The sequence below is a fragment of the Streptomyces sp. NEAU-W12 genome, assembly GCF_026242095.1.
Taxonomy (GTDB): Bacteria; Actinomycetota; Actinomycetes; order Streptomycetales; family Streptomycetaceae; genus Streptomyces.
Map to the genome: position 1 here is coordinate 91,551 of NZ_JAPJDM010000019.1, position 15,320 is coordinate 106,870.

The following is a 15,320-nucleotide window of genomic DNA, read 5'->3' on the forward strand; positions in this document are numbered from 1 at the left end:
GAATCAGGTGAGGACGAGTGACGGACGCCGTGGGCTCCATCGACATGCCTGATGCCGAGGACGAGGCGCCGGACTCCAAGAAGAACCGCAAGGGCGGAAAGAGGGCCAAGAAGGGCCCTCTGAAGCGTCTTGCGCTCTTCTACCGCCAGATCGTGGCGGAGCTTCGCAAGGTTGTCTGGCCGACCCGGAACCAGCTGACGTCGTACACAACCGCAGTGATCATCTTTGTGGTCGTCATGATCGGCCTGATCACTCTGATCGACTACGGGCTCGGCCACGTCGCCAAGTACGTCTTCGGCTGAGCCGCCTGCGAAGAGCGCCGAGGTACCCGGCGCTCCTTTTCGCGTGTTCCACCCCTATGTATCCAGGAAGAAGCAGCCACCGTGTCTGACCCGAACGTGAACGACGCCATCGAGCCGGTCGAGTCCGTCGAGGACGAGCTCGACACCGTCGGGGGCGCGGACAGCGAGGCCTCCAAGGCCTCCGCCGAGGTCGAGGCTGCCGACGCCGCCGCGGACGAGTCCGGAACGGCGGCCGATCCGGCCCCCGACGCCGATGAGGCCGACGCCGCGGACTCCGCCGAGACCGACGCCGTCGAGCACGAGGCCGAAGAGGTCGAAGAGGTCCAGGACGACCGCGACCCGGTCGAGAAGCTCCGCGAGGAACTGCGGACGCTGCCCGGCGAGTGGTACGTCATCCACACGTACGCGGGGTACGAGAACCGGGTGAAGACCAACCTGGAGCAGCGTGCCGTCTCGCTGAACGTCGAGGACTTCATCTTCCAGGCCGAGGTGCCGCAGGAAGAGGTCGTCCAGATCAAGAACGGCGACCGCAAGACGATCAAGCAGAACAAGCTCCCGGGTTACGTCCTGGTCCGCATGGACCTGACGAACGAGTCCTGGGGCGTCGTCCGCAACACCCCCGGTGTCACCGGCTTCGTGGGCAACGCCTACGACCCGTACCCGCTGACCCTGGACGAGATCGTCAAGATGCTCGCCCCGGAGGCCGAGGAGAAGGCCGCCCGCGAGGCCGCCGAGGCCGAGGGCAAGCCGGCTCCGCAGCGCAAGGTCGAGGTCCAGGTGCTGGACTTCGAGGTCGGCGACTCGGTCACCGTCACCGACGGCCCGTTCGCCACCCTCCAGGCGACCATCAACGAGATCAACCCCGACTCCAAGAAGGTCAAGGGCCTGGTGGAGATCTTCGGTCGTGAGACGCCGGTCGAGCTCTCCTTCGACCAGATCCAGAAGAACTGACCCGGTTCTGGGCAGTACGAACATTCTGGACAGCAGCTTCCGGGCAGGTCAGGCGAACGCTCAGGCGTCTGCCTGACCTGCTCGGTTTTTGGCCGCACATCCGTACCCGCTATCGTTGTGCGGTATGCCTGTGTCCGGGTTGTTTCCCGGTGCACGGGCAGGACCCGAACCGAAAGGACCCGGAGAGCCATGCCTCCCAAGAAGAAGAAGGTCACGGGGCTCATCAAGCTCCAGATCCAGGCCGGTGCCGCCAACCCGGCTCCGCCGGTCGGCCCCGCGCTGGGTCAGCACGGCGTCAACATCATGGAGTTCTGCAAGGCCTACAACGCCGCGACCGAGTCGCAGCGTGGCTGGGTCATCCCGGTGGAGATCACGGTCTACGAGGACCGTTCCTTCACCTTCATCACCAAGACCCCGCCGGCCGCGAAGATGATCCTCAAGGCCGCGGGTGTGGAGAAGGGCTCCGGCGAGCCGCACAAGACCAAGGTCGCGAAGATCACCGCCGACCAGGTCCGTGAGATCGCCACGACCAAGATGCCCGACCTCAACGCCAACGACCTGGACGCCGCGTCGAAGATCATCGCCGGCACCGCCCGTTCCATGGGCATCACGGTCGAGGGCTGACCTCCACCCCCGTAAGCCAAGCAGAAGTGTGGAAGGGCCCGCTCGGCCCGGACCACGACTCCTAAGAACCCACAGGAGCTACACGTGAGCAAGCGCAGCAAGTCTCTCCGCGCTGCGGACGCCAAGATCGACCGGGAGAAGCTGTACGCCCCGCTCGAGGCCGTCCGTCTCGCCAAGGAGACCTCCACCTCGAAGTTCGACGGCACCGTCGAGGTCGCCTTCCGCCTGGGCGTTGACCCGCGCAAGGCCGACCAGATGGTCCGTGGCACCGTGAACCTCCCGCACGGCACCGGCAAGACCGCCCGGGTCCTGGTCTTCGCGACCGGCGACCGTGCCGAGGCCGCGCGTGCCGCGGGCGCCGACATCGTCGGCGCCGACGAACTGATCGACGAGGTGTCGAAGGGCCGTCTGGACTTCGACGCCGTCGTCGCCACCCCGGACCTCATGGGCAAGGTCGGCCGCCTCGGCCGCGTGCTCGGTCCCCGTGGTCTCATGCCGAACCCCAAGACCGGCACCGTCACCCCGGACGTCACCAAGGCTGTCAACGACATCAAGGGTGGCAAGATCGAGTTCCGCGTCGACAAGCACTCGAACCTGCACTTCATCATCGGCAAGACGTCCTTCGACGACGCCAAGCTGGTGGAGAACTACGGCGCCGCGCTGGAGGAGATCCTCCGTCTGAAGCCGTCCGCCGCGAAGGGCCGGTACATCAAGAAGGCCGCGATCAGCACCACGATCGGCCCCGGCGTTCCGCTCGACCCGAACCGCACCCGCAACCTCCTCGTCGAAGAGGACCCGGCGGCGGTCTGAGCCCCTCGGGCCGGTCCGACCGGCCCGCGCTCACCGAGCACACCGTGAGTCCGTCCCCACGCCTTCAGAGGCGCGGGGACGGGCTTTTTTCGTATGTTCGTGTCAGTCGGCCGGGTTACGGTTCAACGGACTTCACAGACCAGGCACAGCACAACAGGGGTGGGACTCATGGGCATGTCCGCAGGGAAGCGGGTGGGCGTCTGCGTGGCGGCCGTGACGGTGGTCGCGGGCGTCTCGGGCTGTCAGGCCGGCGGCGGGGGAGCGGAGGGGAAGGCGGCGGAGCCCAAGGTCCTGTCCCGGGGCGAGGCGTCCGAGGTCCTTCGGACCGCCTTCGAGAAGACGGCCGAGGCGAAGTCGGCCAAGGTCCGGATGACCATGTCGGTGCCCGCCGGAGCGCAGGGCATGGGGGACATGATGGGCATCGCGGGCGACGGCACCATGGAGATGACCGGAGTCCAGGGCTGGGACCCGGCGGTCATGGATCTGACCATCAAGGGATCCGACGTCGGGGAGGCCGATCCCGAGGCGCCCTCCGAGACCCGCGTGATCATGCTGGACGACGTCATGTACGCGGACATGGGTGCGGAGCAGGCCGCCGAGACGGACGGCAAGCGCTGGATGAAGCTGGACTTCCGGGCCATCGCCGAGGAGGCCGGAAGCGAGGAACTGCAGAAGCAGATGACCGGCAGCCTGGAGAGCATGAACCAGGACCCGGCCCAGCAGCTGGCCCTGCTGCTCGAGTCGCCGAACCTGAAGCACGTCGGCCCGCAGAAGGTCGACGGCGTCCAGGCGCAGCACTACAAGGGCACCCTGACCTTCGAGGAGATCATCAAGAGCGACGGGTCCTTCGACTTCCTCTCGGAGGAGGAGCGCGAGGAGCTCGTCGCCAGCGCCGAGAAGTCGGGTGTGAAGGGCTACGACACCGAGGTCTGGGTCAACGAGGACGACTACCCGGTCAGGATGGTCCTCGGCGTGGAGTCGGGCGAGGGCACGGTCGAGATCACGACGCACTACTCCGACTACGGGGCCCAGGCCGAGGTCGAGGCGCCGCCGGCCGAGGACACGGTCGATCTCTTCGAGGTGCTGCAGGGCCTCGAGGAAGGGCTCGCGGACGCCGGGGCCGACGTCTGAGTGCCGTGACCGTCCCGACGACCCGTCCGTCCTGACGCCTTGACTGCCGGGCCTGGACGTCCCACCGGGAACGGATTTGCCTCGCGGCGATCCGTTCCCGTACTCTCCAGAAGAAGCCAAAGACCGCTGGTCGTTACCGTGCGCTTGCAAGAGGGTACGGTGGCCGAAGGATCCGCTGAACTGCGGACGACCCGCGCAGGTGACAGTGGAAGAGTTCCCGGAACTCGCGGCCGCGAGGATGCGAGACAACCGGTTGAGCCCAGCCCCGTGCGCCTGCGCCCGGGGCGTTTCGTTTTCCCCAGTCCTCCTTCGGGTCCGCGCGGTCCGAATCACCCGGAAGGAGGCCGAGGCTCTATGGCGAGGCCCGACAAGGCTGCCGCGGTTGCCGAGCTGACGGACCAGTTCCGCAACTCGAGCGCCGCCGTGCTGACCGAGTACCGCGGTCTCACCGTGGCACAGCTCAAGCAGCTGCGCCGTTCGCTCGGTGAGAACGCCCAGTACGCCGTGGTGAAGAACACGCTGACCAAGATTGCGGCCAACGAGGCCGGGATCACGACGCTGGACGACCTGTTCAACGGTCCGACGGCAGTCGCCTTCGTCACCGGTGACCCGGTGGAGTCGGCGAAGGGTCTTCGTGACTTCGCCAAGGACAACCCGAATCTCGTCATCAAGGGCGGTGTCCTTGACGGCAAGGCGATGTCCGCCGATGAGATCAAGAAGCTCGCGGACCTCGAGTCCCGCGAGGTTCTGCTCTCCAAGCTGGCGGGTGCCTTCAAGGGCAAGCAGTCCCAGACTGCTCAGCTCTTCCAGGCGCTTCCGTCGAAGCTCGTCCGCACCGTGGACGCGCTTCGCGCCAAGCAGGACGAGCAGGGCGGTGCCGAGTAATTCGGCTCGCTTTCCGGCCCTCGCCGACATGAGGCAAGGGTCATAGCGGGCCCGATGTACGCCCGCCTCACCCAGTACACCCGGCACCTGCCGATTTAGTGGAAGGACCGCCATCATGGCGAAGCTCACCCAGGACGAGCTGCTGGCCCAGTTCGAGGGCATGACCCTCATCGAGCTCTCCGAGTTCGTGAAGGCCTTCGAGGAGAAGTTCGACGTCACCGCCGCCGCCGCGGTCGCCGTGGCCCCGGCCGGTCCGGCCGCCGCGGTCGAGGCCGAGGCCGAGAAGGACGAGTTCGACGTCATCCTCACCGGCGCCGGCGACAAGAAGATCCAGGTCATCAAGGTCGTGCGCGAGCTGACCTCCCTCGGCCTGAAGGAGGCCAAGGACCTGGTCGACGGTGCGCCGAAGCCCGTCGTCGAGAAGGTCAACAAGGAAGCCGCGGACAAGGCCAAGGAGGCCCTCGAGGGCGCCGGTGCCTCCGTCGAGGTCAAGTAGTACCTTCCGGGTCCGACAGGACCCCCGCGGTCCGGCAGTGCCGGATCCGCACCGCGTCCAGCAGGGCGTGTAACGCGTAAGCGCCGAGGAGCGATCATCCATCCGGGTGGTCGCTCTTCGGTGTCTCCGGGCCCGGCGGCGGCTTCCTCGAACCCGGGACGGCGGGGGGTAGGGTGATCTTCGTTGTGGCCCCGCGCGGGCCGCGAAGGGTCGCCTGTGGAAGGCGGTTCGGGCAAGGGGGCCTTGACGAACCGCACGTGGCGCGCAATTCTCAGGACGCGTCGCCACAAGGATCCGAATCCGAGGCATGGATCGGCGGCGAAGAGGGCAGGATCACGGTGCGTTGAGGGCACGACCGTGTCGCACAGTCACAACAGTCGGTCGCAGGAGTTGAGAGCAACGAGGGCCTTCGAGGGTCTCGAAAACCCGCACTGGACATCAGTGTGCCAAGTGGCTACACTGACCCTTTGCGCTGCCTGTTAGCTGTCCCCTGCCCGTCACCAGGGGCATGCCCTCACTTGAGCATGAACGATCAGACCTGTCCGACCTGGCCCTTTCCGCCGGGAAGCGAAGTGTCTGCCGTTGTGTCCCGTGAGGGGCCGGTACGCGCGTAGTGAGTCCGAGCCCTCGGAAGGACCCCCTCTTGGCCGCCTCGCGCAATGCCTCGACCTCGAATACGAACAACGCTGCCAGCACCGCCCCGCTGCGCATCTCCTTTGCAAAGATCAGGGAGCCCCTCGAGGTTCCGAACCTCCTCGCGCTGCAAACCGAGAGCTTCGACTGGCTGCTCGGCAACGACGCCTGGAAGGCTCGCGTCGAGGCCGCTCTGGAGAACGGTCAGGACGTCCCCACCAAGTCCGGCCTGGAGGAGATCTTCGAGGAGATCTCCCCGATCGAGGACTTCTCCGGGTCGATGTCGCTGACCTTCCGCGACCACCGTTTCGAGCCCCCGAAGAACAGCATCGACGAGTGCAAGGACCGCGACTTCACGTACGCGGCGCCGCTCTTCGTCACCGCCGAGTTCACCAACAACGAGACCGGCGAGATCAAGTCCCAGACGGTCTTCATGGGCGACTTCCCGCTCATGACGAACAAGGGAACCTTCGTCATCAACGGCACCGAGCGTGTCGTGGTGTCGCAGTTGGTCCGTTCGCCGGGTGTCTACTTCGACTCCAGCATCGACAAGACGTCCGACAAGGACATCTTCTCCGCCAAGATCATCCCCTCCCGGGGTGCCTGGCTGGAGATGGAGATCGACAAGCGCGACATGGTCGGCGTCCGCGTCGACCGCAAGCGCAAGCAGTCCGTCACCGTCCTGCTCAAGGCGCTCGGCTGGACCACCGAGCAGATCCTCGAGGAGTTCGGCGAGTACGAGTCCATGCGCGCCACCCTGGAGAAGGACCACACCCAGGGGCAGGACGACGCGCTGCTCGACATCTACCGCAAGCTGCGTCCGGGCGAGCCCCCCACCCGTGAGGCCGCGCAGACGCTGCTCGAGAACCTCTACTTCAACCCGAAGCGCTACGACCTGGCCAAGGTCGGCCGTTACAAGGTCAACAAGAAGCTGGGTGCCGACGCACCGCTCGACGCGGGCGTGCTGACCGTCGAGGACGTCATCTCGACGATCAAGTACCTGGTGAAGCTGCACGCCGGCGAGATCGAGACCGTCGGTGACAGCGGCCAGAACATCGTCGTCGAGACGGACGACATCGACCACTTCGGCAACCGCCGCCTGCGCAGCGTCGGCGAGCTCATCCAGAACCAGGTCCGTACGGGTCTGGCCCGGATGGAGCGCGTCGTGCGCGAGCGCATGACGACGCAGGACGTCGAGGCGATCACGCCGCAGACCCTGATCAACATCCGGCCGGTCGTCGCCTCCATCAAGGAGTTCTTCGGCACCAGCCAGCTGTCCCAGTTCATGGACCAGAACAACCCGCTGTCCGGGCTGACGCACAAGCGTCGTCTGTCCGCGCTCGGCCCGGGTGGTCTCTCCCGTGAGCGGGCCGGCTTCGAGGTCCGTGACGTGCACCCCTCGCACTACGGCCGCATGTGCCCGATCGAGACCCCCGAAGGACCGAACATCGGTCTGATCGGCTCGCTCGCCTCCTACGGCCGGGTCAACGCGTTCGGCTTCGTCGAGACCCCGTACCGCAAGGTGGTCGACGGCCAGGTCACCGACGACGTCGACTACCTGACCGCCGACGAGGAGGACCGCTTCGTCATCGCGCAGGCCAACGCGCCGCTCAACGACGACCTGCGGTTCGCCGAGGCCCGCGTGCTGGTCCGCCGCAAGGGCGGCGAGGTCGACTACGTCAGCCCCGACGAGGTCGACTACATGGACGTCTCGCCGCGCCAGATGGTGTCGGTCGCGACCGCCATGATCCCCTTCCTCGAGCACGACGACGCCAACCGTGCCCTCATGGGCGCGAACATGATGCGTCAGGCCGTGCCGCTGATCCGCTCCGAGTCCCCGCTCGTCGGCACCGGCATGGAGTACCGCTCCGCCGCCGACGCCGGTGACGTGGTCAAGGCCGAGAAGGCGGGTGTGGTCCAGGAGGTCTCCGCGGACTACATCACCACGACCAACGACGACGGCACGTACATCACGTACCGCCTGGCCAAGTTCGCCCGCTCCAACCAGGGCACCTCGGTCAACCAGAAGGTCATCGTCAACGAGGGCGACCGCGTCATCGAGGGCCAGGTCCTCGCCGACGGTCCGGCCACCGAGAACGGCGAGATGGCGCTCGGTAAGAACCTGCTGGTCGCGTTCATGCCGTGGGAGGGCCACAACTACGAGGACGCGATCATCCTGTCGCAGCGCCTCGTCCAGGACGACGTCCTCTCCTCGATCCACATCGAGGAGCACGAGGTCGACGCCCGTGACACCAAGCTCGGCCCCGAGGAGATCACCCGGGACATCCCGAACGTCTCCGAGGAGGTCCTCGCCGACCTCGACGAGCGCGGCATCATCCGCATCGGTGCCGAGGTCGTCGCCGGCGACATCCTCGTCGGCAAGGTCACGCCCAAGGGCGAGACCGAGCTGACCCCGGAGGAGCGCCTGCTGCGCGCGATCTTCGGCGAGAAGGCCCGCGAGGTCCGTGACACCTCCCTGAAGGTGCCGCACGGCGAGATCGGCAAGATCATCGGCGTGCGCGTCTTCGACCGCGAGGAGGGCGACGAGCTTCCCCCCGGTGTGAACCAGCTGGTGCGCGTCTACGTCGCGCAGAAGCGCAAGATCACCGACGGTGACAAGCTCGCCGGCCGGCACGGCAACAAGGGCGTCATCTCGAAGATCCTGCCGATCGAGGACATGCCGTTCCTGGAGGACGGCACCCCGGTCGACATCATCCTCAACCCCCTCGGTGTGCCGTCCCGGATGAACCCGGGGCAGGTCCTGGAGATCCACCTCGGCTGGCTCGCCAGCCGCGGCTGGGACGTCTCCGGCCTCGCCGACGAGTGGGCGCAGCGCCTGCAGGTGATCGGCGCCGACAAGGTCGAGCCCGGTACCAACGTCGCCACCCCCGTCTTCGACGGTGCGCGTGAGGACGAGCTGGCCGGCCTGCTGCAGCACACCATCCCGAACCGGGACGGCGAGCGCATGGTGCTCCCCTCCGGCAAGGCGAGGCTGTTCGACGGCCGCTCCGGTGAGCCGTTCCCGGAGCCGATCTCGGTCGGCTTCATGTACATCCTCAAGCTGCACCACCTGGTCGACGACAAGCTGCACGCCCGTTCGACCGGTCCGTACTCGATGATCACCCAGCAGCCGCTGGGTGGTAAGGCCCAGTTCGGTGGCCAGCGCTTCGGTGAGATGGAGGTGTGGGCGCTGGAGGCGTACGGCGCCGCTTACGCCCTCCAGGAGCTGCTGACCATCAAGTCCGACGACGTCACCGGCCGCGTGAAGGTCTACGAGGCCATCGTCAAGGGCGAGAACATCCCCGAGCCCGGCATCCCCGAGTCCTTCAAGGTGCTCATCAAGGAGATGCAGTCCCTGTGCCTCAACGTGGAGGTGCTGTCCTCGGACGGCATGTCCATCGAGATGCGCGACACCGACGAGGACGTCTTCCGCGCTGCGGAGGAGCTTGGCATCGACCTGTCCCGGCGCGAGCCGAGCAGCGTCGAAGAGGTCTGACGGGAGTTTTGGCCAGGAGGTTCGGCGATGAAGATCCCTGAACCTCCGGCCGGCCCCAGGACCCCCGTATCAGACCCCATGACTTACAACCCTGAGAGGGATTGACGCATAGTGCTCGACGTCAACTTCTTCGATGAGCTCCGGATCGGCCTGGCCACCGCGGACGACATCCGTCAGTGGAGCCACGGCGAGGTCAAGAAGCCCGAGACCATCAACTACCGCACCCTCAAGCCCGAGAAGGACGGACTCTTCTGCGAGAAGATCTTCGGTCCGACCCGGGACTGGGAGTGCTACTGCGGCAAGTACAAGCGTGTCCGTTTCAAGGGCATCATCTGTGAGCGCTGTGGCGTCGAGGTCACGCGCGCCAAGGTGCGCCGTGAGCGGATGGGCCACATCGAGCTCGCCGCCCCCGTCACGCACATCTGGTACTTCAAGGGCGTTCCGTCGCGCCTCGGCTACCTGCTCGACCTCGCCCCGAAGGACCTGGAGAAGGTCATCTACTTCGCGGCGTACATGATCACGTTCGTCGACGAGGAGCGCCGCACCCGCGACCTGCCCTCGCTGGAGGCGCACGTCTCCGTCGAGCGTCAGCAGGTGGAGAACCGTCGCGACGCCGACCTGGAGGCCCGGGCCAAGAAGCTCGAGACCGACCTGGCCGAGCTCGAGGCCGAGGGTGCCAAGGCCGACGTGCGCCGCAAGGTGCGCGAGGGTGCCGAGCGTGAGATGAAGCAGCTGCGCGACCGTGCGCAGCGCGAGATCGACCGTCTCGACGAGGTGTGGACCCGGTTCAAGAACCTCAAGGTCCAGGACCTGGAGGGCGACGAGCTGCTCTACCGCGAGCTGCGTGACCGCTTCGGCACGTACTTCGACGGTTCGATGGGTGCCGCGGCGCTGCAGAAGCGCCTGGAGTCCTTCGATCTCGAGGAGGAGGCCGAGCGTCTCCGCGAGATCATCCGTACCGGCAAGGGCCAGAAGAAGACCCGTGCGCTCAAGCGCCTCAAGGTCGTCTCCGCGTTCCTGCAGACCAGCAACAGCCCCAAGGGCATGGTGCTGGACTGCGTGCCGGTCATCCCGCCGGACCTGCGTCCGATGGTGCAGCTGGACGGTGGCCGCTTCGCGACCTCCGACCTGAACGACCTGTACCGCCGTGTCATCAACCGCAACAACCGCCTGAAGCGGCTTCTCGACCTCGGCGCGCCCGAGATCATCGTGAACAACGAGAAGCGCATGCTCCAGGAGGCCGTCGACGCGCTCTTCGACAACGGCCGTCGTGGCCGTCCGGTGACGGGCCCCGGCAACCGTCCGCTGAAGTCGCTGTCCGACATGCTCAAGGGCAAGCAGGGTCGCTTCCGTCAGAACCTGCTCGGCAAGCGCGTGGACTACTCGGCGCGTTCCGTGATCGTCGTCGGTCCGCAGCTGAAGCTGCACCAGTGCGGTCTGCCGAAGGCGATGGCGCTGGAGCTGTTCAAGCCGTTCGTGATGAAGCGCCTGGTCGACCTGAACCACGCGCAGAACATCAAGAGCGCCAAGCGCATGGTCGAGCGCGGCCGCACGGTCGTGTACGACGTGCTCGAAGAGGTCATCGCGGAGCACCCGGTTCTGCTGAACCGTGCGCCCACGCTGCACCGCCTCGGCATCCAGGCCTTCGAGCCGCAGCTGGTCGAGGGCAAGGCCATCCAGATCCACCCGCTCGTGTGCACCGCGTTCAACGCGGACTTCGACGGTGACCAGATGGCCGTGCACCTGCCGCTGTCCGCGGAGGCGCAGGCCGAGGCCCGCATCCTGATGCTGTCCTCGAACAACATCCTCAAGCCCGCCGACGGCCGTCCGGTGACGATGCCGACCCAGGACATGGTCCTCGGTCTGTTCTTCCTCACCACCGACGGCGAGATGCGCGACCTCAAGGGCGAGGAGCGTTCCTTCGCCTCGGTCGCCGAGGCGATCATGGCCTTCGACGCGGGCGAGCTGTCGCTCCAGTCGCGGATCGACGTCCGCTTCCCGGTCGGCACCATCCCGCCGCGTGGCTGGATGCCGCCGGCGCGGGAGGAGGGCGACGAGGGCGCCGGGGAGCGGGAGTGGCAGCAGGGTGACAGCTTCCGGCTGAACACCACGCTGGGCCGCGCGCTCTTCAACGAGCTGCTGCCCGAGGACTACCCGTTCGTCGACTACGAGGTCGGCAAGAAGCAGCTCTCCGAGATCGTCAACGACCTCGCCGAGCGCTACCCGAAGGTCATCGTGGCGGCGACGCTCGACAACCTGAAGGCGGCCGGCTTCCACTGGGCGACCCGTTCCGGCGTCACCGTGGCCATCTCCGACGTCGTCGTTCCCGAGGCGAAGAAGGAGATCGTCCGCGGGTACGAGGCGCAGGACGAGAAGGTCCAGAAGCAGTACGAGCGCGGTCTGATCACCAAGGACGAGCGCACGCAGGAGCTCATCGCGATCTGGACCAAGGCGACCAACGAGGTCGCCGAGGCGATGAACGACAACTTCCCGAAGACCAACCCGATCTTCATGATGGTGAACTCGGGCGCACGAGGCAACATGATGCAGATGCGTCAGATCGCCGGTATGCGTGGTCTGGTGTCGAACGCGAAGAACGAGACGATCCCGCGGCCCATCAAGGCCTCGTTCCGTGAGGGTCTGTCCGTGCTGGAGTACTTCATCTCCACGCACGGTGCCCGTAAGGGTCTGGCGGACACCGCTCTGCGGACCGCCGACTCGGGTTACCTCACCCGTCGTCTGGTCGACGTCTCCCAGGACGTCATCATCCGCGAGGAGGACTGCGGCACCGAGCGCGGTCTGAAGCTGCGGATCGCCCAGCGCGATGGTGACGGCACCCTGCGCAAGACGGACGACGTCGAGACCAGCGTCTACGCCCGCATGCTCGCCGAGGACGTCGTCATCGACGGCAAGGTGATCGCGCCGGCCAACGTGGACCTCGGTGACGTGCTCATCGACCAGCTGGTGCACCACGGCGTCGAGGAGGTCAAGACCCGTTCGATCCTGACCTGCGAGTCCGCGGTCGGCACCTGCGCCATGTGCTACGGCCGTTCGCTGGCCACCGGCAAGCTGGTCGACATCGGTGAGGCGGTCGGCATCATCGCCGCCCAGTCCATCGGCGAGCCCGGTACCCAGCTGACGATGCGCACCTTCCACACCGGTGGTGTGGCCGGTGACGACATCACGCAGGGTCTGCCGCGTGTCGTCGAGCTCTTCGAGGCCCGTACCCCGAAGGGTGTCGCCCCGATCTCCGAGGCCGCCGGCCGCATCCGGATCGAGGAGACCGAGAAGACGAAGAAGATCGTCGTCACCCCGGACGACGGCAGCGACGAGACGGCGTTCCCGATCTCGAAGCGCTCCCGTCTGCTGGTCGGCGAGGGCGATCACGTCGAGGTGGGCCAGAAGCTCACCGTGGGTGCCACCAACCCGCACGACGTGCTGCGCATCCTGGGTCAGCGGGCCGTCCAGGTCCACCTGGTCGGCGAGGTCCAGAAGGTCTACAACTCGCAGGGTGTGTCGATCCACGACAAGCACATCGAGATCATCATCCGGCAGATGCTCCGCCGTGTGACGATCATCGAGTCCGGCGACGCCGAGCTGCTGCCCGGCGAGCTGGTCGAGCGGTCGAAGTTCGAGACCGAGAACCGTCGTGTGGTGCAGGAGGGCGGTCACCCCGCCTCCGGCCGTCCGCAGCTGATGGGTATCACCAAGGCCTCGCTGGCGACCGAGTCGTGGCTGTCGGCGGCGTCCTTCCAGGAGACGACCAGGGTCCTCACGGACGCGGCGATCAACGCCAAGTCCGACTCCCTGATCGGCCTCAAGGAGAACGTCATCATCGGTAAGCTCATCCCGGCCGGTACGGGCCTGTCCCGCTACCGCAACATCCGGGTCGAGCCGACCGAGGAGGCCAAGGCCGCGATGTACTCGGCCGTCGGCTACGACGACATCGACTACTCGCCGTTCGGCACCGGCTCCGGCCAGGCCGTTCCGCTGGAGGACTACGACTACGGTCCGTACAACCAGTAAGCGGGTCGCTCGACGTACCGCAGGGCGGTCACTTCCGTTTCGTACGGGGGTGGCCGCCCTGCGGCGTTCCCGTGACCTGTACCGGTTTCGTGACGCGCGGTGGTGCCGGATGGCATCGCGGGGGCGCATCATGGATGACACGTGCAGTTGGGGGAGGTACCTGGTGTCGCAGTCGCCGTATCCGTCGTGGCAGCCCTGGCAGGGGCGAGGCGTTCCGCAGCCGTGGGGCGGACCGGGTGGACCGGTCGGACCGCCGCAGGGCGGGCCCCCGATGCTGGCCTCGCACGCCGACCGGGAGCGGACCGTGGACGTGCTGCGGGCCGGGTACGCCGAGGGCCGGCTGGACCAGCAGGAGCTCGAGCGCCGGGTGGCGCGGGCCTACCAGGCGCGTACGGTGGCGGACCTGACGCTGCTGGTGGCCGACCTGCCGCAGGGCCCCGTACCGCAGACCGCCGCGATGCAGCACGCCGTTCCCGTCATGCCGCCGGCGACGTTCCTGGCCCGGCCGCCGAAGACCAACGAGAAGGCCGTCGGGGCCATGGTGTGCGGGGTGCTGTGCCTGGCGACGGGTGGCCTGACCGGTATTCCGGCCGTGATCCTCGGGCACGTGGCCCGCGGGGAGATCCGGCGGACGGGGGAGAACGGTGACGCGTACGCGATGACCGGGCTGGTGCTCGGCTGGCTGTCCACGGCCGGCTGGGCCCTGGTGATCATGCTGATGGTCCTGGTCGGCGCGTCCGGCTGACGTCCGGCCGGCCGGTGGGCGGTGGCCGGGAGGGCCGAAGGGCGCCCATTCGAAGATCATTGACCATGCCCCGGCTTCACTTGCTTCGCGCGGCGGTGGGGTGAAGGCCCATTTGTTTTGACCGCAGCCGATGCTGTAGGTACGCTCAGACCTTGTGCCTGGGGTGTGCCCTGGCCTCCGCGCGTGCCATCACCCGCATCGGGGGCTGTGAACGGCCACCGTGATCATGCGTCTCTTTCTGCCTGGCGGTGGGAGTCCGCGGGATTCGACACACCCGACCGCGTGGGTCGGCGACGTTCCAGGTTAGCTTCACCATTCGGCACACAGAAACCGGAGAAGTAGTGCCTACGATCCAGCAGCTGGTCCGGAAGGGCCGGCAGGACAAGGTCGAGAAGAACAAGACGCCCGCGCTCGAGGGTTCGCCCCAGCGTCGCGGTGTCTGCACGCGTGTGTTCACGACCACCCCGAAGAAGCCGAACTCGGCCCTGCGTAAGGTCGCGCGTGTGCGTCTGACCAGCGGGATCGAGGTCACCGCTTACATTCCGGGTGAGGGACACAACCTGCAGGAGCACTCCATCGTGCTCGTGCGCGGCGGCCGTGTGAAGGACCTGCCGGGTGTTCGCTACAAGATCATCCGCGGTTCGCTCGACACCCAGGGTGTCAAGAACCGCAAGCAGGCCCGCAGCCGCTACGGCGCCAAGAAGGAGAAGTAAGAATGCCTCGTAAGGGCCCCGCCCCGAAGCGCCCGGTCATCATCGACCCGGTCTACGGTTCTCCTCTTGTCACGTCGCTCATCAACAAGGTGCTGCTGAACGGCAAGCGCTCCACCGCCGAGCGCATCGTCTACGGCGCCATGGAGGGCCTTCGCGAGAAGACGGGCAACGACCCGGTCATCACGCTGAAGCGCGCTCTCGAGAACATCAAGCCGACCCTCGAGGTCAAGTCCCGCCGTGTCGGTGGCGCCACCTACCAGGTGCCGATCGAGGTCAAGCCCGGCCGTGCCAACACCCTGGCGCTGCGCTGGCTGGTGGGTTACTCCCGCGCCCGTCGCGAGAAGACCATGACCGAGCGTCTGCTCAACGAACTCCTCGACGCCAGCAACGGCCTCGGTGCCGCGGTGAAGAAGCGCGAGGACACGCACAAGATGGCCGAGTCCAACAAGGCCTTCGCGCACTACCGCTGGTAGTCGCTACCCACATCGAGACCGAGAGAAGACTGAAG

At 66.8% G+C, this 15,320-nt stretch carries 12 protein-coding genes; all 12 read left to right on the plus strand.

The genetic code is table 11. The annotated features are described in order from the left end of the window. The first annotated feature begins 17 nt into the window (after positions 1-17). Entirely contained in the window at positions 18-302 is a 285-nt protein-coding gene (gene secE / locus ORI94_RS23460) for a preprotein translocase subunit SecE (protein ID WP_257851081.1), read from the plus strand. Between the two features lie 81 nt (positions 303-383). Then, entirely contained in the window at positions 384-1,253 is an 870-nt protein-coding gene (gene nusG / locus ORI94_RS23465) for a transcription termination/antitermination protein NusG (protein ID WP_266078920.1), read from the plus strand. A 189-nt stretch (positions 1,254-1,442) separates the two neighbouring features. Then, on the plus strand, positions 1,443-1,877 hold the full coding sequence (rplK, locus tag ORI94_RS23470) for a 50S ribosomal protein L11 (protein WP_024883170.1): 435 nt from the start codon (positions 1,443-1,445) through the stop codon (positions 1,875-1,877). A gap of 84 nt (positions 1,878-1,961) precedes the next feature. Continuing rightward, positions 1,962-2,687: a 50S ribosomal protein L1 gene (gene rplA / locus ORI94_RS23475; RefSeq protein WP_042165044.1), complete on the plus strand. Its 726-nt coding sequence runs from the start codon at positions 1,962-1,964 to the stop codon at positions 2,685-2,687. 168 nt (positions 2,688-2,855) lie between these two features. Continuing rightward, complete coding sequence (locus ORI94_RS23480; RefSeq protein ID WP_266078925.1) at positions 2,856-3,818, plus strand: hypothetical protein; 963 nt, start codon at positions 2,856-2,858, stop codon at positions 3,816-3,818. Between the two features lie 354 nt (positions 3,819-4,172). Then, positions 4,173-4,703, plus strand: coding sequence for a 50S ribosomal protein L10 (gene rplJ, locus ORI94_RS23485; protein ID WP_042165047.1), 531 nt, complete (start codon positions 4,173-4,175; stop codon positions 4,701-4,703). Between the two features lie 115 nt (positions 4,704-4,818). Then, entirely contained in the window at positions 4,819-5,199 is a 381-nt protein-coding gene (gene rplL / locus ORI94_RS23490) for a 50S ribosomal protein L7/L12 (RefSeq protein ID WP_266078928.1), read from the plus strand. A gap of 643 nt (positions 5,200-5,842) precedes the next feature. Then, entirely contained in the window at positions 5,843-9,328 is a 3,486-nt protein-coding gene (gene rpoB, locus ORI94_RS23495) for a DNA-directed RNA polymerase subunit beta (RefSeq protein WP_266078930.1), read from the plus strand. Between the two features lie 111 nt (positions 9,329-9,439). Further along, the gene (locus ORI94_RS23500; protein WP_266078933.1) at positions 9,440-13,354 is read left to right on the plus strand and encodes a DNA-directed RNA polymerase subunit beta'; all 3,915 of its coding nucleotides are present in this window, start codon (positions 9,440-9,442) and stop codon (positions 13,352-13,354) included. Positions 13,355-13,517: 163 nt separating this feature from the next. Continuing rightward, complete coding sequence (locus tag ORI94_RS23505; protein ID WP_416237873.1) at positions 13,518-14,099, plus strand: DUF1707 and DUF4190 domain-containing protein; 582 nt, start codon at positions 13,518-13,520, stop codon at positions 14,097-14,099. Between the two features lie 341 nt (positions 14,100-14,440). Further along, positions 14,441-14,812, plus strand: a complete 372-nt coding sequence (gene rpsL / locus ORI94_RS23510) for a 30S ribosomal protein S12 (RefSeq protein ID WP_003948652.1) — start codon at positions 14,441-14,443, stop codon at positions 14,810-14,812. Between the two features lie 2 nt (positions 14,813-14,814). Then, positions 14,815-15,285, plus strand: coding sequence for a 30S ribosomal protein S7 (gene rpsG / locus ORI94_RS23515; RefSeq protein WP_003974303.1), 471 nt, complete (start codon positions 14,815-14,817; stop codon positions 15,283-15,285). The last annotated feature ends 35 nt before the right edge of the window (positions 15,286-15,320 follow it).

Coding starts and splice junctions, on each gene's coding strand:
- rplK (WP_024883170.1), top strand. CDS start 1,443: ATGCCTCCCAAGAAGAAGAAGGTCACGGGGCTCATCAAGCTCCAGATC.
- ORI94_RS23480 (WP_266078925.1), top strand. CDS start 2,856: ATGGGCATGTCCGCAGGGAAGCGGGTGGGCGTCTGCGTGGCGGCCGTG.
- rplJ (WP_042165047.1), top strand. CDS start 4,173: ATGGCGAGGCCCGACAAGGCTGCCGCGGTTGCCGAGCTGACGGACCAG.
- rplL (WP_266078928.1), top strand. CDS start 4,819: ATGGCGAAGCTCACCCAGGACGAGCTGCTGGCCCAGTTCGAGGGCATG.
- rpsG (WP_003974303.1), top strand. CDS start 14,815: ATGCCTCGTAAGGGCCCCGCCCCGAAGCGCCCGGTCATCATCGACCCG.